The following is a 22769-nucleotide window of genomic DNA, read 5'->3' as shown; positions in this document are numbered from 1 at the left end:
AAGCCCGATTGGTGAAGGCTAATAATCAGTAGGAATAACCCCCCACTGATTAAAGTTTCACTTTATCATTTCGTTAATTGATGTCTAAATGCATAAATAACCGCCTGTGTACGATCACTTACATTTAGCTTATTTAATATGTTACTCACATGTGTCTTTACTGTTTTGAGGGCAATAAATAACTCATCTGCAATCTCTTGATTACTTTTCCCCTCTGCAATTAATAACAAAATTTCAGACTCTCTTTCTGTTAACTCCTCATGTAAAGGTTGTTCTTTTTTCTGGCGCATACGAGACATCATTTTGCCAGTAACTTTCGGCTCTAATACCGTTTCTCCATCATAAGTAGCTCTTACAGCGTCTGCAATATCACTTGCTCGGGATGTTTTTAATAAATAACTTGTCGCTCCTGCCTCGATAACAGGATATAGCTTTTCATCATCTAAAAAGCTCGTTACAACTACAATTTTCGCTTCTGGCCATTCTTGAATAATAGCACGTGTCGCTTCAACCCCGTCCATTTCATCCATAACAAGATCCATTAAAATAATATCTGGTCTTAATTGCAACGCTAGCTCTGAACCTTTTCTTCCATTTTCAGCTTCACCAACTACTTCAATATCTGGCTGCGTTGATAAATATGCTGATACTCCCATTCGAACCATTTCATGATCATCAACTAGTAATACTTTTATCATGATTCTCCCCCTTTCTCAATCATAATTGGCACTTTCACTTCAATTTGCGTACCTTTTGCCGGAAAGCTAAGTACTTTTAATGTTCCACCAATTTCATGAACACGCTCTTGCATTGATCGTAAACCGTATGAACCCGCTTTATTCACTCCCACTTCAAAGCCAACACCGTCATCAATAATTTTTAAAATCGCATATTGATCTATTTTACGAAGACGTACTTCCGTTTTCTTTGCCTTCGCATGTCGTAACGTGTTTGATAGAGCTTCTTGTACAATACGGAATAAATGATCTTCTACACCTTTTTTTAATTCAATTGGCTCAATTAACCATTCAATTTTCATATGTTGCTTTCTAGACAGTTCTGTTAATAATTCTTCTATACCCTCTGTTAACTTCTTACCTTCTAACTGTACTGGGCGTAGATGTAAGAGCAATGCTCTCATTTCTGATTGTGCATTTACGACCATATTTTCAACAAGTTGTAATTGTTTTTTTGTCGTGTCTGGAATTTCAGCTACTTGTTCATTAATGGCTGACATCATCATCGACATTGCAAAAAGCTGCTGACTTACTGAATCATGCAGTTCCCTTGCTAATCTATGCCTTTCTTGAGAAATCGCCTCTTGCCTCATCTCTTCATTCCAATGGGCTCGTTCATTCGTTACTTTTTGAAATAATCCCGCTTGCTCCTCTAATCGACGAGCAAGGCCGATTACTTTTCGTTCCACTTCATGGAATTCATCATCCGCAGTAAATGAAACATCGTTCGGAAAATTCCCTCGTTCTACTTCAAATAGAAACGTATTTAATCCTTGTATACGCTGCTCAATATAATAGCCGATTGCATATCCTATAATCCCCCCGATAAGGAGACTTGTGCTCATAATAAACAAGCCAATTGGAACAGAAGCGATGGATTCTTCCCATAATAAATCATAAACTTGTTGCTCGCTTTTCCATACATACACAATTGTACAAATAAGTGCGATACTCACTGAGGATAACATCGAATAACGAATATACATCCACGAAATATTTTTTTGTTTTTTCATTATACTTTCCTCACTTCCGTATCACCTACTACAAGTGAAGAAATGATTTTTATACGACGAGGAGCTTCTTTATACTGTTCTGTTCTAAATGTAACATTACGATTAAAACCTGTTTCTTCATGCCCTGGCAGGAGTACTCGCCCAACAATTACAGAATGATTTAAAGACAATTCAATATCATACGGTACATATAAACGAATGTTACCAACGACACCTCGAATAACAATTACCGTTTCTCCCTCCGGAATCATAGCAGTTGTTAAATCAATCTCGACATCACAAGCACCATATTGGACGTTAATATCTTCAAGTTCATAAATATGATCCATCATTCGTACATTGCCTACGAACATATTTTTTATATACGGTTCTGTACGATATATTTGTTTTTCTTCATCTATATATCCCTTTTCTTTAATTTCAACTTTCATTACTTTTTGCTGATGTCCTTGTTGAATCAGTTGATAACCAATTAAAGCTAAACAAGCAAATACGACAAGTACAAACGCTGCTGATGAAAATAAGAAGAATAAGAATACTATACCACCGACAAATAAAAATACATTCCCTCTTACGTAACGATTCTTCTTTCGATAATGTCTTCCAAACATAAGCATAATAAATGCAAAAATTAGACCACCTGGTTCAAAATGTCCAAGTATCATATCAAGAAATAGACCGAATCCAAATATGATGAGGAGCATCCCCATTAATTGTGTTTTTGAAAAGCGCTTCTTCATTTCAGCTCCCCCCTCCTTGTCACATATACATAGAAGAAAAGGCATTGCTTTCCAACACCTTTTCTCCTATCACTATATCATAAGCCTGTTTTATAATATACTACAATTATTTTGTTACTTCTTTCGTTAACGATACTTCATTTTTCTCTTTCATTTCACGCTCAAGCTTTGCAATTTTCATATCAAATGTATCACGCTCATGCTCTTCATTTATACGAAGCTCTATGTCACGAATGTGATCTTCAATTTCTTTGAATCGTAAGAACGGATTATTTTCATCCATTTTATGAATAGCAGTATTCATACGGCGGTTTGCATGCGCCATATTTTCACGAGCCATTAATTCCATACGCTTTGCGTTCATTTCTTTTAATTTATTTTTCATTTCTGAAAGACGACGCTCTAACTCATCAATTTGCTCTACAACACCAGCATACATTTCTTCTAAGCGAGTTACTTGCCCTTCATAATACGCCACTTCTTCTAATGCACGTTCATGCAGTTGTAATTCGCCTGCTTCTTGAGCAATGATAGCTTGCTTTGATCTTTTGTTAACAAAATAGCGTGCTTGCTCAAGCTCACGAGCGAAGTTAGATTTTAATGTTTTATGACGCTGAATTAACTTCTCAATTTTTGTTATTTCACGCTCACTATCGCGTAAATATTGGTTTAACATTGCAATTGGATTTTTTCTTTCTTTCTCATCTAACACATTATGAAAATCAGCTAAAATTGCATCGCGTACACGTCCGAATAAAGATTGTTTCATTATAAATCTTCCTCTCTTCTACTTTATTTATAATTTATTGTTTTATTGGTTTATTGTTTTAGTTTTTCATTAATTTGTTCCACTCATCTTCAAAGTTGCTATATGGTTTAGAACTTTCTGAAGCTGAATCAACAACTACATCTTTTTCTTTTTTCCATTCACGGTATCCGTAGTACAAAACTACCAATGCAGCGATACCAATTAATGCTGGTGAATGAGAAAGTGCAATGGATAAACCGATTAAACCAACAATGCCCCAAGCTAGCTTTCCAAAAAATGATTTAGCTCGCACAAATGATTTATAGCTCCAGTACACAACTCCTGCTCCGATTGCGAATCCTACAATACCAGCAAGACTACCAAGAGCAATTAAAGCCAAAATACCGGCCGCGATAAACGCTAGAAATTGTTTCATCTTGTGCTTGCCTCCCTTCGATTTGATACTCTTATCTTAACTATTTTTTCATTTTTCCATAACGAGCTTAAGAACCGTTTTCAACTCAGACTTAAGACCGAGATACATTCAGCCTTCTGTAAAAAACATAAGGTAGAATAGGATGATTCACTCTTTTACCACACATAAAAAAACCGTGCAGAGAATATTCTCTACACGGTTTCAATTACTAAAGTTATCATTCATATTAAATTATGCTGTTTTATGATACTCTTTTTTCTCCGCCACTTTCGAAAACTTCGGAAATCCAATCAAAATCGAAACAATTCCACATACCCCAACTAAAATTGGATAAAATGCATACGGTAACAGTTCAATCGGAGATAAAGCAGCAAACCCTGCCGCAGTTAACATTTGAGCACCATACGGAATTAATCCTTGCACACAACATGAGAAAAGGTCTAATACACTTGCTGATTTACGGGGATCAATTTCATATTGATCTGCAATGTTTTTCGCAAGCGGGCCTGTAAAGATAATTGAAATCGTATTATTCGCTGTACACATATTCGTCATACTCACTAAACCAGCAATACCGAACTCTGCGCCTTTTTTCGAACGAATATTACGCGTTAAAAGATTCATTAAATATTGAATCCCACCATTATATTGAATTAGTTCAACCATACCTCCGATTAAAATAGCAAGTAATACTAACTCCATCATACCGCCCATTCCAGTCGTTACACTTTTAAAGAAACTCTCCAACGTGTAACTTCCATCTATAAGACCGATAGCGCCAGATAATACAGTTCCACCAGTTAACACAATAAGTACATTCCAGCCAAGTAGCGCGGTAATAAGTACTCCTGCATACGGTAAAATCTTTATCCAATCAAAACTATGAGCTTTAACCTGCGTATCACTTCCTGAAGTAATTATTACTAATAGTACAATTGTAATAATAGCAGCTGGCAATACAATTAAAAAGTTCGTTTTAAACTTATCTTTCATTTCTGTTCCTTGCGAACGAACAGCTGCGATTGTTGTATCTGAAATAAATGATAAATTATCACCAAACATCGCTCCACCAACAACAGTAGCCATCGTAAGTGCAATTGAGATATCAGTTTGTCCACTAATACCTACAGCAATCGGTGCTAACGCTGCAATTGTTCCCATTGAAGTTCCCATCGCTAATGAAATAAACGCACCTATAACAAAAATTCCAGCTACGATAAATCCTGGTGGCAAAATAGTTAACGCTAAATTAACAGTTGAGTCTACTCCGCCCATTCCTTTTGCTGTTTCAGAAAATGCACCTGCAAGTACAAAAATTAATACCATAATCATAATATCCGGATTTCCTGCACCTTTAGCGAATCTTTCTACTTTCACATTAAAACTTTCTTTACGATTCATCACCAAAGCAATTCCTACAGCAATTGAAATCGCTACAAGTATCGGCAATTTATAGAAATCACCCGTAATAATTCCAGAACCAATAAATAGCGCTAAAAATATCCCAAGTGGTAATAAAGCTAAACCATTTCCTCTCGTTTCTTTCAAAGTACCATCTCTCCCTAGTTTCAACCTTTTTTTAATGAATAACAAAAGACCTCTTCCAACGAGAAGAGGTCTTATACATCTATAAGGAACGCTCTTCTCATCTTTCAAGCACATGCTTGCTGGATTTGGCACAGCACTCTAAAATCGAGTCCGCTGCCGAGGCATCGTAGGGCCAGTCCCTCCGCCTCTCTTTATAAGAAGGTTTCATATTTATTTTTTAATAATAATTTCTTCCCTAACTTTACTCGCTTACAAAACAAAAGTCAATTATTTTTTGTATAGATTTTTTTGGTAATTATACAAAAATATGAATACACCAATCATTTTAACTTTTTGATTTCTTTATCTAATATTGAAATCCAATAAAATTCACTATTGTTTATGGCTTCCATGATCCATTTCGTTGTTTGCCAGGCTAATTCATATTCTTCCTTTGTAACATCACCATTTTTATAAGCGTCCTCTAACTCATCTTCATCCAATACATACATCTTACCATTCGGCAATAGCACTACATCTAAATATAAATCATCAAAATACGGTAAACCCCGGTCGTCTATTTCGTATTCTTTCGTCACATCAATATAATATTGTACTAAATTCCCCTTATTATCTAACATAGCTGTAATCGCAAAGTTTTTCCCTTTTATGAAATACTGAATCCACGTATACTCATTACCTGCGACACAAATTTCTTTACCATCATATTCTTTATAACTAGGTTCTCTCACCTTTTTTATGTCCAGTATTCCTAGCATGCCCTCTTCTACTTGCTTAACCATATAATCCTTCTCTATTAGTCGCTTCCACGAAGAACCGTCACCATATTTACGTTTCATTACGCCCGCTCCTCTTCTATATATAGAAAAGCTCCCACATATATTATGTGAGAGCTTGTTCATATTATAATTAAGCTGCTTGACCCTTTTCAGATATCTCTTTTAAATAGGCTTGTCCTTTTTCAGCGTCATATTGACCTTCCCACTTAGACATAACTACAGCTGCTAAAGAGTTACCTACAACGTTAACTGCTGTACGAGCCATATCTAGAATACGGTCAATACCTGCAATAAAGGCTAAACCTTCTGCTGGAATACCTACTGTACCAAGCGTTGCTAATAATACAACGAATGATACGCCCGGTACACCTGCGATACCTTTTGATGTAACCATTAATACAAGTAATAATGTAATTTGTTGAGAAATAGATAAATCAATACCGTACATTTGTGCTAAGAAAATAGCCGCAATTGCTTGATATAAAGTTGATCCATCTAAGTTAAATGAATAACCTGTCGGAATAACGAAAGATGTAATTGCTTTCGGACAACCGAACTTTTCCATTTTCTCCATGATTTTCGGTAAAACTGTTTCTGAACTTGCTGTAGAATACGCTAAGATCAGCTCGTCTTTTAAAATCTTAAAGAATTGGAAAATGTTAATTCCAAATATTTTCGCTGTAAGTCCTAAGACAACTACAACGAAGAAGATCATTGCTCCGTATACTACAATTAGTAATTTCCCTAACGGAATTAATGAAGCTAAACCGAATGTAGAAACTGTAACACCAATTAATGCGAATACACCAAATGGTGCAAACTTCATAACTTGGTTCGTTACGTAAAACATTGCGTCTGCTACACCTTGGAAAAATTGTAGAACTGGTTTACCACGTTCACCAATTGCTGCTACACCTAAACCAAATAATACAGAGAAGAAAATAATAGCAAGCATATCACCATCAGCTAATGATTTCATAATGTTCGTCGGAACAATATTTACAAACGTATCCGCAAACGAATGACTTTGTACTTGCTCTGTCGTATGTGTATATTTAGAAATATCTGTTTTTGTTAACTTATCCATATCAACGCCTTTTCCAGGTTGGAAAATGTTCGCTATTAATAGACCAACAACAATTGCAAGTGTTGTAATAATTTCAAAGTAAATAATTGTTTTTCCGCCTAGTCGACCTAACTTCTTAACATCGCCAACACCAGCAACCCCAACAACAATACTTGCTACAACAATCGGTACAACGATCATTTTAATTAATCGGATGAAAACATCACCAATTGGTTGTAAGTACTTCGCAACTGCTGGATTATCAAAGAAAATCGCACCAACTGCAATACCTAACGCAAGACCTATTAATATTTGCCATGCAAGTCCTATTCTTTTCATATTTGTTGTAACCCCCTCTTCGATGTATCACTCTATCCCTCATTCTATCTCTATAAAACTAAGAAATTAAGAGTATTATATATTATTCGACAATTCACTACATTTTGTCCCTGTTAAAAATCATAAATCAAAAAATTAAATCTGACAACAAAATAACTTTTCCCGAACGCAAATAATTTTCTTGACAAAAATAAAACCCATGTCAGAAAACCTAACATGAGAACGATTCCTTACTAGTGTTTAATTGACTCCCTACATAATTTTTCGCTATATACAACAATCCTGTTTATTCCTTTATTTTATAAAAATACCTAAATATACCTTTATTTCATATGTAAAAAAATATAACTTTCATGACAATTACTGTTGAAAAATGATAAATTCCGACAAAACTTAGCAATTTTATAAAATTTTCTTTACATTATGATTACAACGATAGACACACTTCTTCTTATGATATATAACATTCATAGGGAAAGGAGCCAGACAACCATGAAAAAGAAATTTGCAGCGTTTAGTGTTTTAGCAGCAGGAACGATTTTTGCTTCCCCATTACTTTCACCCGTATACGCTGAAACAAATCAAGATAAATTATCGAATATACAATCAGAATTAGACGGCAAACAAAATGACTTACAAAATAAATCAGCTGAGAAAGAACAAATAGAAAAAGAAATCCAAGATTTACAGAAAAAAATCGACGAATTAACTACTTCTATTAATAAAAACGAGGCTGAATTAAACGATACAAAAAAAGAAATTAGCAAAACACAACAAGTAATTGCTGACAAAAAGAAACATATAGAACAATTACAAACAAACATAGATACACGTCAGGAAGTTATTAAACAACGATTACAATCTATGCAAGAAAAACCACGTACAAACATCATTACAGAGGTATTAACAAACTCTGCAAACATTGCTGACCTTATTGATAATATGTACTCCGTCAGTTTAATTTTAAACAATGATACAGATATTGTGAAAAAACAAACAACCGATCAAAATGCTGTGGCGACAGAAAAAGAGGCTGTTGAGAAAAAAGAACAACAACTAAAAGAGGCCGAACAAAGATTAATCCAAAAACAACAAGAGCTACAAACAAACCAGCAACAGCAACAATCATTTATTAATGATCTACATACGAAAGTAGCAAAAGTAGATTCAGAGATTGAAGGACTAGAAGAATCAAAAGGCATTTTAGAAAATCAGCGTCAAGCTGTTCAAAAAGCAATTGAAGAAGAAAAACGTGCAGAAGAGGCTCGTAAAGCCGAGGAAGCCCGCAAGGCAGAAGAAGCTAAACAAGCTACTACATCTGCTCAAAAAGCTCAAGCAGCTTCACCGCCACACGATACAAATACTGGCGGCTTTATTAAACCAGCAGCTGGATCAAAAACTTCTGGGTTTGGTACACGTTCTTTAGATAACCATAAAGGTATCGATATTGCCGCTTCGGGAACGGTTCCAATTATTGCTGCTGCAGATGGTGTAGTTATCCGCTCGGAATTCTCATCTAGTTACGGAAATGTTGTGTACTTATCTCACCGTATAAACGGAAAGACATACACGACAGTATATGCACATATGAGTAGCCGTTCTGTATCAAATGGACAAACTGTAAAACAAGGCACTCAACTTGGATTCATGGGGAATACTGGCCAATCATACGGGCAACATTTACACTTCGAACTTCACCTTGGAGAATGGAATGTCGGCAAGACAAACGCAGTTGATCCATCTTCATATATCGGATTATAAAAAACTCGGTGCATACCGAGTTTTTTTCTTTACACTTCACACACTATAGGCATTCTACATAGACTATAACTAAATGCCTATCGTTTACGGGGTGATCAAAGATGGATACACAATTACAACAAAAAATAGAAGAAGCTAGAGAAACGTATATTGGCCGGTTATTTACATTTGGCGGCTCAGCATTGTTTTTAATCGGTTCTTTCATCGCAGTCGTTACAGCCTACAAAGCATATAATCGTCTATTACATTCATCAATGTCAGCATAAAAAAAAGACGGGGGACCCCCGTCTTTTTTATGCAAACATTTTAAATACGCCTATCGCATTTAAAAATACGATAATTACAGTTACTGGAATAACATAACGAAGCAAGAAGAACCAAATGTTAAATAACGTCTTCCCTTTCGTTTCCGTAACTTCTAATTCTTTCATTAATAACTCTTTACTCATTTTATTTGGTACAAATAGCGAAATAGCTAGTACCCCTAGCGGCAGCAATACATTACTTACCGAGAAGTCAACGAAATCAAAGAATGTTTTCCCAAATATTTTCACATCACTCATAATTCCAAACGATAATGCTGACGGAATTCCAACTGCAAAAATAAGAATACCAATTAATAATGATGCTGAAGGACGCTTCTTTTCATTACCTTTCGCAACAGATGCTACTACAATTTCAAGCATTGAAATAGCTGATGTTAAAGTCGCAAAGAAGAATAAAATTAAAAACATAATAAAGAAAAATTGTCCAAATAGTATTTTTGCAAATACGGCTGGAAGGACGATAAACAGTAATCCCGGTCCTTCCGTCGGTTTAACTCCTAATGCGAAAATCGCTGGGAAAATCGCTAATCCCGCAAGTACTGTAACGAAAACAGTTAAACTTACAATAGATGTTGCTGATTTCGCTAAATGTTCTTCTTTCTTTAAATACGAACTATACGTTACCATTACCGAGGCACCTACTGTTAGTGAGAAGAAAGATTGTCCCATCGCATATAAAATCGTATCTGCTGTAAGCTTTGAAAAGTCAGGTTTTAAGAAGAACTCTACTCCAGCAAAAGCACCATCAAGTGTCAACGCACGAATAATAATCGCGATAAATAAAATAAATAATAATGGCATCATATACTTACTTGCCTTTTCTATACCTTTCTCTACACCTTTACTTACGACAAAAATAGTACAAAGCATAAAGATAAATTGCGCTCCAATCGCACTTACTGGATTTGAAATCGCCTCACCAAACACACTCGCATAATCGACAACACCATTCCAGAAACTACCTGTAACACTGTAGTATAAATACAGTAAAATCCATCCACCTACAACACTATAGAAAGAGAGTACACTAAAACATGTTACAACTCCCATACGACCAATCCAAGGATATACTTTACTATTTGGCACTAATACTTTATACGCTGTAACTGCCTCTTTTTGTGTACTACGACCAATAACAAATTCTGCTAGTAATAGCGGCATCCCAATAAATAAAGTTAATAGTAAGAAGACTAGGAAGAATGCGCCTCCCCCGCCATTACCTGCAACATATGGAAATTTCCATATCGCACCAAGACCTACTGCTGCTCCGGCTGCTGCGAGTACAAAGCCTATTTTCGACGTCCATTGCTGTGTTTCTTTCATCATAAATTCCCCTTTTCTGAATATTTAAACTTTTAACAATTATACACTTTCATTTCATACTCGCACACCTCCTTTAGAAAATAAAAAAGTCCCCTACACGCAAATATGCATGTAGAGGACGATATATGTAATGTAAATACCGTGGTACCACCTCAATTGGACTGATAAATCCCACTTGTTCAAGTACAGGAATCATTCCGATACTCTATCCTTTTAACGGCGGAACCCGGGTTGCCTACTACAATGTTCAACATACCTCTCGCAAGCCCATTCTGTATATTTTATCGTACCGGGCTCACACCTTACCCCAGCTCTCTGAACGCATCAAATATACGTACTCTTCTTGCTCATCGATTTCATCTATTGAAGTTACTTGTGATTATAAATTATATTTTTATACTTGTAAAGCGCTATTTACTTTTTATCTCTTTAGAACTCTCTCCTCTAATTCTTGTAAAAACTGTTCTCTTTTTCTCTCATTTTGCACATATGCTGATTTCAATACTTCTTGTAGTAATATATGCCGTTCTTTCTTTTCTAACTGTAAGTCTTTTAACTTCACCCTTACTTCATATAAAAAATCTAAATATATTTCGTATGTTTCATCGTATTTATTCGCGATATCATCTCGAATTTTTTTTGCGAGTTTTGGACTTGCTCCTCCGGTAGAAACCGCTATATTAAGTAACCCACGATGAATCGCTGCCGGAAAGTGAACATTGCCACTTTCCGGGTTCGTAATAACATTTACCAATTGATTCTTTGCAGCATCTTCAGCAACTTGTTCATTTAATATAGAATCACTACTCGCCGCAACAACTAAAAAAGCATCTTTAATATCACTTTTTTCATACTCTCTTTGATACCAACGAATTTTCTTCTCCTCCACAAGTTTCACTAAATTTACATCTAATTCTGGACTTACTACTACTATATCCGCACCTTGTTTGAGTAAAGGAATTATTTTAAATCCGGCAACTTTTCCTCCACCAATGACAACAACCCGTTTCTTATTAACTTGCACTGTAAGTGGATACATATGAATCTCCCTTCAATAACTCCTTCGTTTTCTGAATTAACATATCTTGAACCACTTCATTTTTTCCTAAATACGGACTTATTTTTATCTCATCCAACTCATATTGACGCACTTCTTTCTCAATATGTTTCATAAGTAAGCCTGTAAATAACAAATAAGGTAATACAATAATACACCCTTCTTTTCGCTCTACAACTTCCTTTAATTTCTCCTCAAATTTCGGCTCCGCAGCTGCTAAAAAACAAACTTCTACTTTAGCAATTTTTTCTTCTGCTTGAAATAAAGTAGCGATCCGATTTATATCTTGTAAAGTTTCAGGATCGCTACTACCCCTTGCAACGAGTAAAAGTGTTACTTCATCTTTATATTCTTCAATACCACTTCCGTTATATACCGACTTTATAAGCGTCTCTGATACACCAAACGGATTACCATACGTCACTTTAATATTAGGGTATTGATTATTTAACTTTTGTAATTCAAAAGGAATATCATTCTTCACATGGCCTGCTGCTAATAAGAAAACAGGAATAGCAATAATCTCTGTCGCACCACGCTTCGCACATGTACGAAATCCTTCTTCAATAGAAGGATTCGCCAGCTCTAAAAAACAAACTTCTTGAATAGCCGCTTCTATACGGCTCATACATGTCGTAATAAATTGAATTGCCTCTTCTTTCGCTGCCCTCAAACGACTTCCATGACATATATATAAGATGGCTTTCATTTTATAACACTCCGCTTACTTGATAAGTCTGTTCCGTTTGTTTTTCAAACCAATGAATTTTCTCTCTAAAACGGACAACTTCTCCAATTACAATCATACTCGGATTTTGAATTTGTTCTTTTCTCGCAACATCTACAATTGTCCCTAACGTCCCGACAACTGTACGCTGCATAGACGTCGTTCCCCGTTCAATAATAGCAGCAGGTGTACCTTTATCTTTTCCATGCTTCATAAGTTGTTCGCATATGTAGGGCAAATTACTAACTCCCATATATACTGCCAAGGTCTCTACACCTTTCGCTAAATTTTCCCACTTCACTTCCTCTTCAGCACCTTCTTTTCTATGCCCTGTCACAACCGCAAAACTCGCACTTGCATCACGATGCGTCACCGGAATACCAGCATAAGCAGGTGCAGCTATTCCAGCTGAAATTCCAGGAACGATTTCAAATGGTACACCCTGCTTTGCTAACGCTTCAGCTTCTTCCCCCCCTCTACCAAATACAAATGGATCACCGCCCTTTAACCTCGTTACAACTTTTCCTTTTTTCGCATATTTAATAAGAAATGTGTTAATTGTCTCTTGCTTCATCGTGTGATAATTCGGGAGTTTCCCGCAATAAATTAAATCCGCTTCAGGCTTTGCATATGAAAGCAATTCTTTATTCACGAGACGGTCATATAAAATAACATCTGCCTTCTCAATACATTTCAATCCTTTAACAGTAATTAAATCCGGATCGCCAGGACCCGCTCCAACTATATACACCTTCCCCATCATCTCTCCTCATTTCTACTATTAAAATGAAACTTCCATCCTTATGCATGAATGGAAGTTAGTATACGTTCGTATTTCAATGTTATTTACTCATGAACAACAAATGCCGCACCTTTTCGAATCTTCTTTTTTTCAAATAAGGAGATTTCCTTTACTTCTGGCAACGGTAAAAAATGCTTTTCAAGCTCAATCTCCGCAAGCTTAAATGCCTGCTCTTCACTTTGAGCAACAACAACAATCGGAACGATATTATTCGCTAACACAGCTTCAAATCGATATAATTCCATATTGCCCCTCCTAAGACGCTATTACTTCTTCTAACACGTTATTTAAAGCTATTTGCAATGTATCTACACCGATACGTCCGACAAAATCATAAAATGTTTCGGCAGGTAACTTATTCTCTTTAAAATAACTTATAAATGATGCGAGTACATCCGGTAAATCCTCGCCATCTATTTTCCCTTTTAACTTTTGATTATAGGCACCGCCATCTAACAACGTTCCACCTACATATATTTCAAATGCTTCAACAATCCCTTTTTCCTTCGTTTTCATTTTTACCCCTTGTAATCCGATGTCAGCAATTTGACGTTGACCACATGAATTTGGGCATCCTACCATATGAATTCGAACTGGAACATCAAGTGCAATTTCTGTATCTAAGTATTCTGCAATTTTCCGTAATCTTTCTTTCGTTTCTACTAGAGCAAGATTGCAATATTCAATACCAGTACATGAAACCGCATGACCAATAAATGATTTCGGACTTGCAGATATCGCTTCAAACAACGGTTCACTTAATAAACCCGTTACATTTTCTGGTGGAACATTCGGAATGATGAAGTTTTGTGAGTTACACGTACGAATTTGTCCATTTCCATACTGCTTTGCAATTCTTGCAATCTCAAACATTTCTTTTGCATGTAAACGACCTACCGGCACATTAAAACCGACATATTTTAATCCATCTTGTTTTTGATCTTGAACACCATAAAAATAGCCTGCATTCCATCCTTTAAGTGCACTTTCTCCTTTACTTTGCAATGGTCCTGTATACTCTATTAGTTTCTCTTTAAATTTCTCTGCTCCCCAGTCTGCAACAAGAAATTTCAAACGAGCTAAATGACGTTTCTCGCGATATCCAAAATCACGGAATATAGTAGCAATCCCAATTGCTACCGCCTTCACTTCTTCTGGTAAAACGAACACATCTAATTCATCAGCTAAATATGGACGGGCTGATAATCCACCGCCTACTTTTATATGAAAACCAACTTTTTTCTCACCATCTATTTCTTTCGTAGCAGGTGTAAATGCAACACAGTTAATCTCTGCGTTTGCCGAGTTATAAACGTTAGAACTAATAGACATTTTAAATTTACGTGGTAAGTTAGAAAACTCTTCATTATGTTGGAAATAGTCATATACCTCCTTCACAATATGCGTTGTATCAAACAGTTCATTCGCATCAATTCCTGCAAGTGGATTACCTGTAATATTACGTGTTATATCACCACACGCCCCTGCTGAAGATAACCCAACTCTTGCTAATCTTTTAAAAATATCTGGCATTTGCTGAATTTCTAACCAGTGAAACTGAATCGCCTGTCTTGTCGTAATATCTATTACATCACGTCCATAATCCTCAGCGATAGAAGCAAGCACTTCCGCCTGCGCATTTGTAATAATCCCTGAAGGAATATTTACACGCATCATAAAATAGCCAGCTTCTTTCGGTCTTTGCAAATACAATCCTGCCCATTTAAATGCGTCCCACTCTTCTTTCGGAATAGATTCGAATCCATTTTCCGCATAGTAAGGAATATCATTAAAAATTTCCAAACCATCTTTTGCTAATTTATTTTTCTCAGTCTGATTTAATTTTTCATTATTAGCCCATACTTTTTCATAACTCATTTTTAAATCCCCCTATATAAAGTGAAACTTTAATCAACCCTCACCAATCGGGCATTTACAGCCTGCTCCAGCCGAATTTTGAGGTGGGCGTTTTACTTCCCAGCAAACAACGGGACAAAACTACGCTCTTGTAAGTACTTCACGATTTGTTCTGCACATTCTTCAATAGAATACTTGTGCGTTTCTACAATTAATTCCGCTCGATCTGGTTCCTCATACGGTGAATCAATACCTGTAAAATCTTTAATATCACCTTGTCTCGCTTTTTTGTATAACCCTTTTGGATCACGTTTTTCACACTCTTCAATTGGACATTTTACAAACACTTCTATAAACTCATCTGCCGCTAATAGATCCCTAACTTGTTTTCGATCTACTCGAAATGGTGAAATGAACGCTGTAAGAACAACAGTACCTTGATCTACAAATAGCTTCGCCACTTCGCCAATACGCCTTATATTCTCCATACGATCACTTTCAGAAAAACCTAAGTCTTTATTTAAACCATGGCGAATATTATCCCCATCTAACACATAATTTCCAATATTCTTTTCAAATAGTTTACGAGCAACCGCATTCGCTACTGTAGATTTACCCGAAGCTGATAAACCAGTAAACCAAATTACAAAACTATGATGCCCATTCTTCACTCTTCTCTCATTTTTCGAAACAGAAGCTGTGTGCCAAGTAATATTCGTATCCATCTCGTTCTCTCCCTATTCTGTTACTACTTCTTTTTTCAAACCTTTAATTAACACTTCCACTACTTCTTTACGACTAAATGTACTTGGCGGAATCTCACCATTTCTTAACATTTCTCTTACTTTTGTACCTGATAAAATGACACGGTCCTCTTTTCCATGCGGACACGTTTTCGTTGAAGCCATCGCTTCACATCTCGTACAGTAAAAGCTATGTTCAAAAAATAGCGGCGTAATCCCTAACTCTTCCACTGTAAAGTTCGTAAAGATTTCCTGCGCTTCGTATGTTCCGTAATAGTCTCCTACCCCAGCATGATCACGTCCTACAATAAAGTGGGTACACCCAAAATTCTTTCTTACCAATGCATGAAATATCGCTTCCCTTGGTCCTGCGTAGCGCATCGCTGCAGGAAATACACCTAAAAAGACACGATTTTTCGGATAATAGTTTTGAAGCAACACTTCGTAGCTTTCCATCCTTACATCAGCAGGAATATCATCTGACTTTGTTTCCCCAACGAGCGGATTTAAAAAGAGACCATCTACAATTTCAAGAGCAGATTTTTGAATATACTCATGGGCACGATGTACCGGATTTCTCGTTTGAAATCCAACTACTGTTTTCCAGCCACGTTTTTTAAATTCTTCTCTCGTTTCAATTGGGTCTAAATGATAAGAAGGAAATTGCTTATTTTCCAAGCGTTTTATAAGCGTAATAGCTCCTCCAACATAAACATCTGGTCGTTCATATAATTTTTTCACGCCTGGATGAGCCTCATCCGTCGTTTTATATACAAGTAAAGCTTCTTTTTCTTTATCAGGTGCAAAAATATCTTCTATTTGAATGACACCATATATATTTCTATCATTAACAAGTTTTACTTCCTCTCCAGCTTTCAGTCCCTCTGCTACTTCTTCTGTTACTGGCAATGTAATCGGTATACTCCATACGCTTCCATCTGCTAAACGAAGCGTTTCTACGACCGAATCATAGTCTTTTTTCCCTAAAAAACCAGTAAGCGGACTATATCCCCCTGTCGCTAGCAGTTCTAAATCACTTAATGCAATGTTGTCTAATTCAATTTCTTTTTCAATTTGTGATACGTCGTATGTCTCATCTACACGGTTTATTAATTCGTTTCTTGTAGTCATTTTCTATATCCCCTCTTAGCTTTATTTCAAGATACATCTTATTGGTAATGAAGACCGCATTCGGTTTTCATTTTCCCGGTCCACCTACCATCTCTTGAATCACCACCGGCACCTACAGGTAACGTACACTTCTCACACCCGATACTTGGATATCCAATATCATGTAATGGGTTGTATGGCAAGTTATGTTTGTATACATATCGCCATACTTCTTTCCACGTCCAATGAATAAGCGGACAAACTTTAATAGATTGAAAACGATGATCTTGATTTATAAACTTTGTATGCTTACGCGTTTCTGATTGTTCCCTTCTTAAGCCCGATATCCACGCTTTTTCCTCTGTAAGTGATTTTTCTAACGGCAAAATCTTCCTAATCTTACAACAGAGATTCGGATTGCTTTCCCATAGTTTCTCACCGTGCAACTTCGCTTGTTCATCGAGTGTAAGTTCCGGCTGTTTTTCTATAATATTTAATGAAGGAAATCGTTCTCTTACTTTTTGAATTAATTCATACGTTTCTTGAAAATGAACATTTGTATCCAAAAATACAACTTTAGCAGATGGATTTACTTGGTTTATAAGATGCAGTAAAACCATGCCTTCCACTCCGAAGCTACACGCGTATACAATTTCATCTTTATATTCTTTATAAGCCCAACTTAATACGGATAGCGCGCCTTTCGTTTCATCTTCCTCTGAAAATGAAACACGATTTTCTTCCCACGTTTCATACGTCAACATGTTTTTTCCCCCTGTAAAAGCAAAAAGACGGTTTTAATCTATTAAAATAGATTAAAACCGCCTCTAGTTTTTCTAGTCAGCGCTTTTCACTTTAAACGTACTTTTTCACTTTTCTCTAATTGAATTACTTTTCCATCTTGCACCACAATTGTAATTGAACCATATTTCATATCAGCAAGCATCGCTTGAATTTTCTCAGATACTTCATCAAAATGTTCCCGTACGCTCACGCGAACAGCCCCCCCTTTTTATTCATAAAAAAAATCTTTCCCATTTCGAAAAGACTGTTCGGTAATATATTTTACCTTATCTTTCAAAATGGATTCCATTTTGCTGGATTTAGCACCTTGCTTTCTATAAGCAGGTTGCCGAGCTTCTTCGGGCCAGTTCCCTCCGCTTCTCTTGATAAGCTTTGTATTTGTATTTTATCACAATTCTGATTTTTTTCAATCCTAGTTTTCCGATATATTTTAATTATTTTATTTTATCCCGCTATTTGCGGGCAATCCCCCCCCACTGATTATAGTTTCACTTTATAAAAAGGAATTGCCCATTCGAACAACTCCTTTTCCTTATTTAAACAAGCTCTTTAATACGTATGCGATCGTTCCCAATGATATTTTCGTACGTTTCACGTTCCACAACAATTTGCGATGTGCCACCTTTCGCAAAGACGACGGCTGGTCTCCGAATTCGATTATAATTATTCGCCATCGAGTACCCATATGCTCCCGTACAAGAAATTGCTAGTAAATCAGAAGAAGCAACTTTCGGTAGATTAATATCCCAAATTAGCATATCTCCACTCTCACAGCATTTCCCAGCAATTGAAACGAGTTCCTCATTCTCATCATTTCCTCGATTCGCTAACATCGCTTCGTAACGAGCGCTATATAAAGCCGGTCTTAAGTTATCTGTCATTCCACCATCGACGGATACATATTTCCGAATGCCAGGAATTTCTTTCACAGATCCAACTGTATAAATTGTCGTTCCCGCATCACCTACAATACTACGGCCTGGTTCAACCCATATTTCTGGCAATGGATATTCACATACTGTAAATTGTTCTCTCACTGCACTTGTTACAGCTCGCACATATGTCTCAAGAGTTAATGGTGTATCTGACTCTGTATAGCGTATTCCAAATCCTCCGCCTACATTTAATACTTTTACTACATAGTTCGTTTGCTCTCTCACCTCTTCCAAAAATTTACGAAGAACTTCAATCGCTCGAACAAAACCAGCCGTTTCAAATATTTGTGATCCGATATGTGAATGAATCCCTAACACATTATAATTTGATTTTTGTAAAGCAAGCCCAATTGCCTGCATCGCTTGACCATTTGAAACGCCAAATCCAAATTTTGAATCCTCTTGGCCTGTCGTAATATATTCATGTGTGTGCGCCTCTACTCCAGGCGTTACACGAATTAATATGTTTACAAATTTCCCATGTTGCATTGCTAAATCGTGTAAAACTTCTAATTCCAAGAAATTATCTACTACAAAACAACCGATATTCGCCTGAAGAGCCATCACTATCTCTTCTTCTGTTTTATTGTTTCCATGAAAATGAATACGTGATGCTGGAAATCCTGCTTGGAGCGCAGTATATAATTCCCCACCCGAAACAACATCTAATGACATGTTCTCTTCACGAGCTACTCGGCACATCTCCATGCACAAGAACGCCTTGCTTGCATATGCTACTTGATAAGAGAAACCACTTTCTTTAAAAGCACGATGAAACGCACGACATTTCCCTCGAATAGACTCTTCATCGTATACATAAAGTGGTGTTCCGTATTGTTTTGCTAGCTGCGTCGTATCGCACCCTCCAATTTCTAAGTGTCCTTGCCCATTGATTCGGCTTGTGCCGTGTAAATACATTTGAATTCCTCCCTTATTTCCTCTAAAACTCATAACCCCAATCTTCTATTCATTGCAGCACGCTTTTAGATAGACAAAAAACGCGCGGAACAATGTTCACACGCGTTTCTTATTAGGAAAAATATATATTGAAAAAATAAACAAGTTGTTATCTTCTCAAAATAAGAAACCGCATCAACATCTCCAAATAGCTCTCCATAAAATAAATCTTATGACAGTACTACATTTATTCAATGCAGTCCCAATATATGAATAAGGTGGTTATTCTTATATTTCGGCAATAGTCCCTTTCAACCCATGGTCACAGATTCCACTAAATCTCCCATAGCTTACTCTTTCCTATCGCGGCCTCTACCTTTGAGAGTAGATGAGGTAAGTCTATTTAATTTTCAAACATCTAATTGTTGCTATTAACAATACCAAAGGACCATTTTATTTGTCAAACAATTTTTTATATTGTTTTTTTACAGTTTAATTTCGTATCATTTGGTAAGCGCTTTACTATTATCTTCGTTACTTCCCATTCGCCTTCTTCATTATTAAACGTAATAGTTACTTTTTCAAATGGTGGAACAATTTTCCCACCAATCTGTTCGTACTTCGTCACTTCAATAACCGTTTGAAATAAATATGTACCACTATACACTTTTTTTAAACTAATAATTTTAGGACATTGATAAGGTTTCAAACTCCCATATTGTTTTTCAATTGCTTTATTTATTTTCGGAAATAAAACAGAATAAAGTGCATCTTCCATAAGAGGTGCATCATACTGAGCTACTGATACACTCGGTGAAGCAAAGAGTATAAAAATACTGCACATTATAAGATAAAATAATTTTCGCATTATAACCTCCGCACCATTACGCGATACTTTCTATGTTTAATGAATTACAATAATCGCGCATAGAAATTCTATTTTATTGTCTCCTACTTCTCTTTTTCTACTCAATTGTTGCAAAAAAAGCCCACAACCCTCTTTAATTTTCGTATAATGATACTCATAGTATAATAATCATAATAACAAAAGACTGTTCGTATATATAAAGTGAGGCGCTAATCAAACCGGCTCGCAAGAACTGTCATGCTTTCTAGGAGAGGAGTATATTATGCTACAACATCTGTTTCCAAAATTACGATTTGCACTCGTTGCAGTCGTTTTATTATGGATTAAAACATATATTGTGTACAAGCTAGCGTTTGATATTAAAATTGATAACTTCTTTGAAGAATTTATGCTGTTTATTAATCCACTAGCTGCGTTACTTTTATTTTTCGGTTTAGCTTTATTTGCATCTAAGCATCGAAATCGAATTATAATTGGAATTAGTTTTATACTGTCATTTATTTTATTTGGAAATGCAATGTTTTATGGGTTTTATAACGATTTCGTTACCTTCCCGGTTTTATTCCAAACAAATAATATGGCTGATTTAGGGACGAGCATAAAAGAGCTCTTTACGTACAAAACATTACTTTTATTTGCAGATGCAATTATTTTAATGTTTATTTCACGTAAATTCCCATCATTTGGTGATAAAACACCACTTTCACGATCTGAGAAGAGAACTTTCTTTAGCGGTGTAACTGCGTTATTAGCACTACAAATTGTTGTTTCAGTTATTTATAAGCCACAAATGTTCTCACGCTCATTTGACCGTCAAACTGTCGTGAAAAATTTAGGGTTATACACATATCATCTATTTGATATTACGCTTCAATCTAAGTCTTCGGCTGAACGTGTATTCGCAAGTGGCGACGGATTCTCTGAAATTAAAAACTATACAGATGCAAAAGATAAGCAAGTTGATAAAAACTTATTTGGAGCTGCAAAAGGTAAAAATGTAATTTTAATTTCAATGGAATCTACACAAAGTTTTGTTATTAATAAAAAAATAAATGGAAAAGAAATTACTCCATTTTTAAATGAATTTATTAAAGATAGTTTTTATTTCGATAACTTCTATCATCAAACGGGACAAGGTAAAACTTCTGATGCTGAATTTATCGTTGAAAATTCACTTTATCCGTTAGACCGTGGTTCTGTATTCTTTACTCATGCAACAAATGAGTATACTGCCACACCAGAACAATTAAAGAAATACGGATATTCTTCTGGTGTCTTCCATTCAAACGATAAAACGTTTTGGAATCGTGACGTAATGTATCCTGCGCTTGGTTATGACCGTTACTTTAATTTAAATGATTACGTAGGTACGGAACAAATGTCTGTTGGTTGGGGATTAAAAGATAAAGAGTTCTTTGAACAATCTATTCCAAAGTTAAAATCTTTACCGCAACCGTTCTATACAAAATTTATCACTTTAACAAACCATTTTCCATTTCTTCTAAATCCAGAAGATCAATATGTTGATGAGTTTAATTCGGACAGTGGTGTTTTAAACCGTTACTTTCCAACTGTTCGTTACACGGATGAAGCTCTTAAATTATTTATTAAACAGTTAAAAGATGAAGGACTGTATGATAATTCAGTTATTGTCATTTATGGTGATCATTACGGTATTTCTGAAAACCATAACGCAGCTATGGCCCAGTTCCTTGGGAAAGACGCTATTACACCGTTTGATTCTATGCAATTACAACGCGTCCCTCTCATTATTCATGTGCCAGGTCAAGAAGGAAAAACGATTTCTAAAGTATCCGGTCAACTTGATATTAAACCAACGCTCCTTCATTTACTTGGGATTAAAACAAATCAATCCGTTGAATTTGGAACGGACTTATTTATTAAAGAAAAAGATCCACTTATGGTAATGCGTGATGGTAGTTTTGTTTCGGAAGATTATGTTTATACAAAAAACATGTGCTATAAACGAAATACAGGTGAAGAAGCTGCTATATCACTATGTCAGCCGTATATTGAAAAAGCAAAAACAGAATTAAAATTATCCGATAAACTCATTTATGGAGATTTATTACGTTTCGATCCTAACAATCGATATAAAACCGGAACAATGACAACAAAATTTGAATAGTGCA

Annotated in this window: 23 protein-coding genes, 3 riboswitches and 1 other annotated feature; of the genes, 3 read left to right on the top strand and 20 right to left on the bottom strand. The window is 35.9% G+C overall.

Annotated features, from left to right (window positions below):
• Positions 1–65 precede the first annotated feature (65 nt).
• The 8 genes from BTOYO_RS20500 to gltP form a co-directional block, all read right to left on the bottom strand.
• Positions 66–698, bottom strand: coding sequence for a response regulator (locus BTOYO_RS20500; RefSeq protein WP_000598709.1), 633 nt, complete (start codon positions 696–698; stop codon positions 66–68).
• On the bottom strand, positions 695–1750 hold the full coding sequence (locus tag BTOYO_RS20495; RefSeq protein WP_000744314.1) for a sensor histidine kinase: 1056 nt from the start codon (positions 1748–1750) through the stop codon (positions 695–697). Before BTOYO_RS20495 ends, BTOYO_RS20500 begins: the two co-directional genes overlap by 4 nt.
• Positions 1750–2490, bottom strand: a complete 741-nt coding sequence (gene liaF, locus BTOYO_RS20490) for a cell wall-active antibiotics response protein LiaF (RefSeq protein WP_000745642.1) — start codon at positions 2488–2490, stop codon at positions 1750–1752. The genes BTOYO_RS20495 and liaF overlap by 1 nt, the downstream gene beginning before the upstream one ends.
• A gap of 106 nt (positions 2491–2596) precedes the next feature.
• Positions 2597–3259, bottom strand: a complete 663-nt coding sequence (locus BTOYO_RS20485) for a PspA/IM30 family protein (protein ID WP_000814141.1) — start codon at positions 3257–3259, stop codon at positions 2597–2599.
• A gap of 58 nt (positions 3260–3317) precedes the next feature.
• On the bottom strand, positions 3318–3674 hold the full coding sequence (locus BTOYO_RS20480) for a lmo0954 family membrane protein (protein WP_000808637.1): 357 nt from the start codon (positions 3672–3674) through the stop codon (positions 3318–3320).
• Positions 3675–3905: 231 nt separating this feature from the next.
• A complete protein-coding gene (locus BTOYO_RS20475; protein ID WP_000665472.1) occupies positions 3906–5222 on the bottom strand; it encodes a Na+/H+ antiporter NhaC family protein in 1317 nt (438 codons plus the stop codon).
• Positions 5223–5316: 94 nt separating this feature from the next.
• Positions 5317–5422, bottom strand: a riboswitch (SAM riboswitch).
• Between the two features lie 120 nt (positions 5423–5542).
• The gene (locus BTOYO_RS20470) at positions 5543–6061 is read right to left on the bottom strand and encodes a ribonuclease FAU-1 family protein (RefSeq protein ID WP_000824639.1); all 519 of its coding nucleotides are present in this window, start codon (positions 6059–6061) and stop codon (positions 5543–5545) included.
• Positions 6062–6131: 70 nt separating this feature from the next.
• Positions 6132–7406, bottom strand: coding sequence for a glutamate/aspartate:proton symporter GltP (gltP, locus tag BTOYO_RS20465; RefSeq protein ID WP_000821124.1), 1275 nt, complete (start codon positions 7404–7406; stop codon positions 6132–6134).
• 492 nt (positions 7407–7898) lie between these two features.
• Here gltP and BTOYO_RS20460 point away from each other — a divergent pair, with 492 nt between their 5' ends.
• Both BTOYO_RS20460 and BTOYO_RS27800 read left to right on the top strand, forming a co-directional pair.
• Complete coding sequence (locus BTOYO_RS20460; RefSeq protein ID WP_000726073.1) at positions 7899–9167, top strand: murein hydrolase activator EnvC family protein; 1269 nt, start codon at positions 7899–7901, stop codon at positions 9165–9167.
• Positions 9168–9268: 101 nt separating this feature from the next.
• A complete protein-coding gene (locus BTOYO_RS27800; protein ID WP_000380940.1) occupies positions 9269–9433 on the top strand; it encodes a hypothetical protein in 165 nt (54 codons plus the stop codon).
• Positions 9434–9460: 27 nt separating this feature from the next.
• Here the strand turns inward: BTOYO_RS27800 and BTOYO_RS20455 are convergent, their stop codons facing one another.
• From BTOYO_RS20455 to BTOYO_RS20400, 12 genes are all read right to left on the bottom strand, one after another.
• Positions 9461–10816, bottom strand: coding sequence for a sodium-dependent transporter (locus tag BTOYO_RS20455; RefSeq protein WP_041488055.1), 1356 nt, complete (start codon positions 10814–10816; stop codon positions 9461–9463).
• A 111-nt stretch (positions 10817–10927) separates the two neighbouring features.
• Positions 10928–11176, bottom strand: a binding site (T-box leader).
• A gap of 61 nt (positions 11177–11237) precedes the next feature.
• Entirely contained in the window at positions 11238–11855 is a 618-nt protein-coding gene (locus BTOYO_RS20450; protein ID WP_000283324.1) for an NAD(P)-binding protein, read from the bottom strand.
• Positions 11830–12582 (bottom strand): sirohydrochlorin chelatase, encoded by a 753-nt coding sequence (locus tag BTOYO_RS20445; RefSeq protein ID WP_000644376.1) that lies wholly within the window; start codon positions 12580–12582, stop codon positions 11830–11832. Before BTOYO_RS20445 ends, BTOYO_RS20450 begins: the two co-directional genes overlap by 26 nt.
• Before the next feature lies 1 nt (position 12583).
• Positions 12584–13360: a uroporphyrinogen-III C-methyltransferase gene (gene cobA, locus BTOYO_RS20440; protein ID WP_000521277.1), complete on the bottom strand. Its 777-nt coding sequence runs from the start codon at positions 13358–13360 to the stop codon at positions 12584–12586.
• A gap of 86 nt (positions 13361–13446) precedes the next feature.
• Positions 13447–13647, bottom strand: coding sequence for a DUF3906 family protein (locus tag BTOYO_RS20435; protein WP_000424930.1), 201 nt, complete (start codon positions 13645–13647; stop codon positions 13447–13449).
• A 10-nt stretch (positions 13648–13657) separates the two neighbouring features.
• Complete coding sequence (locus tag BTOYO_RS20430; RefSeq protein WP_000119600.1) at positions 13658–15280, bottom strand: nitrite/sulfite reductase; 1623 nt, start codon at positions 15278–15280, stop codon at positions 13658–13660.
• A gap of 92 nt (positions 15281–15372) precedes the next feature.
• On the bottom strand, positions 15373–15984 hold the full coding sequence (gene cysC, locus BTOYO_RS20425) for an adenylyl-sulfate kinase (RefSeq protein ID WP_000380522.1): 612 nt from the start codon (positions 15982–15984) through the stop codon (positions 15373–15375).
• 12 nt (positions 15985–15996) lie between these two features.
• Positions 15997–17133: a sulfate adenylyltransferase gene (gene sat, locus BTOYO_RS20420; RefSeq protein ID WP_000213327.1), complete on the bottom strand. Its 1137-nt coding sequence runs from the start codon at positions 17131–17133 to the stop codon at positions 15997–15999.
• Between the two features lie 38 nt (positions 17134–17171).
• Entirely contained in the window at positions 17172–17876 is a 705-nt protein-coding gene (locus BTOYO_RS20415; RefSeq protein ID WP_000959007.1) for a phosphoadenylyl-sulfate reductase, read from the bottom strand.
• An 86-nt stretch (positions 17877–17962) separates the two neighbouring features.
• On the bottom strand, positions 17963–18106 hold the full coding sequence (locus BTOYO_RS20410) for a YezD family protein (protein ID WP_000116159.1): 144 nt from the start codon (positions 18104–18106) through the stop codon (positions 17963–17965).
• 73 nt (positions 18107–18179) lie between these two features.
• Positions 18180–18288, bottom strand: a riboswitch (SAM riboswitch).
• 164 nt (positions 18289–18452) lie between these two features.
• Positions 18453–19769, bottom strand: a complete 1317-nt coding sequence (gene lysA, locus BTOYO_RS20405; RefSeq protein WP_000280670.1) for a diaminopimelate decarboxylase — start codon at positions 19767–19769, stop codon at positions 18453–18455.
• A 180-nt stretch (positions 19770–19949) separates the two neighbouring features.
• A riboswitch (Lysine riboswitch) is annotated at positions 19950–20131 on the bottom strand.
• 89 nt (positions 20132–20220) lie between these two features.
• A complete protein-coding gene (locus BTOYO_RS20400) occupies positions 20221–20616 on the bottom strand; it encodes a DUF3888 domain-containing protein (RefSeq protein WP_001228518.1) in 396 nt (131 codons plus the stop codon).
• Positions 20617–20878: 262 nt separating this feature from the next.
• Here BTOYO_RS20400 and BTOYO_RS20395 point away from each other — a divergent pair, with 262 nt between their 5' ends.
• Positions 20879–22765 (top strand): LTA synthase family protein, encoded by a 1887-nt coding sequence (locus BTOYO_RS20395; protein ID WP_023441189.1) that lies wholly within the window; start codon positions 20879–20881, stop codon positions 22763–22765.
• Positions 22766–22769: the final 4 nt, after the last annotated feature.

Source organism: Bacillus toyonensis BCT-7112, from assembly GCF_000496285.1.
GTDB lineage: Bacteria > Bacillota > Bacilli > Bacillales > Bacillaceae_G > Bacillus_A > Bacillus_A toyonensis.
This window is presented reverse-complemented; position numbering and strand designations above follow the sequence as displayed.

What these genes read in the sequence shown, in the direction of transcription:
- BTOYO_RS20500 (WP_000598709.1), bottom strand. Translation starts at nt 698, where the DNA reads ATGATAAAAGTATTACTAGTTGATGATCATGAAATGGTTCGAATGGGA.
- BTOYO_RS20495 (WP_000744314.1), bottom strand. Translation starts at nt 1,750, where the DNA reads ATGAAAAAACAAAAAAATATTTCGTGGATGTATATTCGTTATTCGATG.
- liaF (WP_000745642.1), bottom strand. Translation starts at nt 2,490, where the DNA reads ATGAAGAAGCGCTTTTCAAAAACACAATTAATGGGGATGCTCCTCATC.
- BTOYO_RS20485 (WP_000814141.1), bottom strand. Translation starts at nt 3,259, where the DNA reads ATGAAACAATCTTTATTCGGACGTGTACGCGATGCAATTTTAGCTGAT.
- BTOYO_RS20480 (WP_000808637.1), bottom strand. Translation starts at nt 3,674, where the DNA reads ATGAAACAATTTCTAGCGTTTATCGCGGCCGGTATTTTGGCTTTAATT.
- BTOYO_RS20470 (WP_000824639.1), bottom strand. Translation starts at nt 6,061, where the DNA reads ATGAAACGTAAATATGGTGACGGTTCTTCGTGGAAGCGACTAATAGAG.
- gltP (WP_000821124.1), bottom strand. Translation starts at nt 7,406, where the DNA reads ATGAAAAGAATAGGACTTGCATGGCAAATATTAATAGGTCTTGCGTTA.
- BTOYO_RS20460 (WP_000726073.1), top strand. Translation starts at nt 7,899, where the DNA reads ATGAAAAAGAAATTTGCAGCGTTTAGTGTTTTAGCAGCAGGAACGATT.
- BTOYO_RS27800 (WP_000380940.1), top strand. Translation starts at nt 9,269, where the DNA reads ATGGATACACAATTACAACAAAAAATAGAAGAAGCTAGAGAAACGTAT.
- BTOYO_RS20455 (WP_041488055.1), bottom strand. Translation starts at nt 10,816, where the DNA reads ATGAAAGAAACACAGCAATGGACGTCGAAAATAGGCTTTGTACTCGCA.
- BTOYO_RS20450 (WP_000283324.1), bottom strand. Translation starts at nt 11,855, where the DNA reads ATGTATCCACTTACAGTGCAAGTTAATAAGAAACGGGTTGTTGTCATT.
- BTOYO_RS20445 (WP_000644376.1), bottom strand. Translation starts at nt 12,582, where the DNA reads ATGAAAGCCATCTTATATATATGTCATGGAAGTCGTTTGAGGGCAGCG.
- cobA (WP_000521277.1), bottom strand. Translation starts at nt 13,360, where the DNA reads ATGGGGAAGGTGTATATAGTTGGAGCGGGTCCTGGCGATCCGGATTTA.
- BTOYO_RS20435 (WP_000424930.1), bottom strand. Translation starts at nt 13,647, where the DNA reads ATGGAATTATATCGATTTGAAGCTGTGTTAGCGAATAATATCGTTCCG.
- BTOYO_RS20430 (WP_000119600.1), bottom strand. Translation starts at nt 15,280, where the DNA reads ATGAGTTATGAAAAAGTATGGGCTAATAATGAAAAATTAAATCAGACT.
- cysC (WP_000380522.1), bottom strand. Translation starts at nt 15,984, where the DNA reads ATGGATACGAATATTACTTGGCACACAGCTTCTGTTTCGAAAAATGAG.
- sat (WP_000213327.1), bottom strand. Translation starts at nt 17,133, where the DNA reads ATGACTACAAGAAACGAATTAATAAACCGTGTAGATGAGACATACGAC.
- BTOYO_RS20415 (WP_000959007.1), bottom strand. Translation starts at nt 17,876, where the DNA reads ATGTTGACGTATGAAACGTGGGAAGAAAATCGTGTTTCATTTTCAGAG.
- lysA (WP_000280670.1), bottom strand. Translation starts at nt 19,769, where the DNA reads ATGTATTTACACGGCACAAGCCGAATCAATGGGCAAGGACACTTAGAA.
- BTOYO_RS20400 (WP_001228518.1), bottom strand. Translation starts at nt 20,616, where the DNA reads ATGCGAAAATTATTTTATCTTATAATGTGCAGTATTTTTATACTCTTT.
- BTOYO_RS20395 (WP_023441189.1), top strand. Translation starts at nt 20,879, where the DNA reads ATGCTACAACATCTGTTTCCAAAATTACGATTTGCACTCGTTGCAGTC.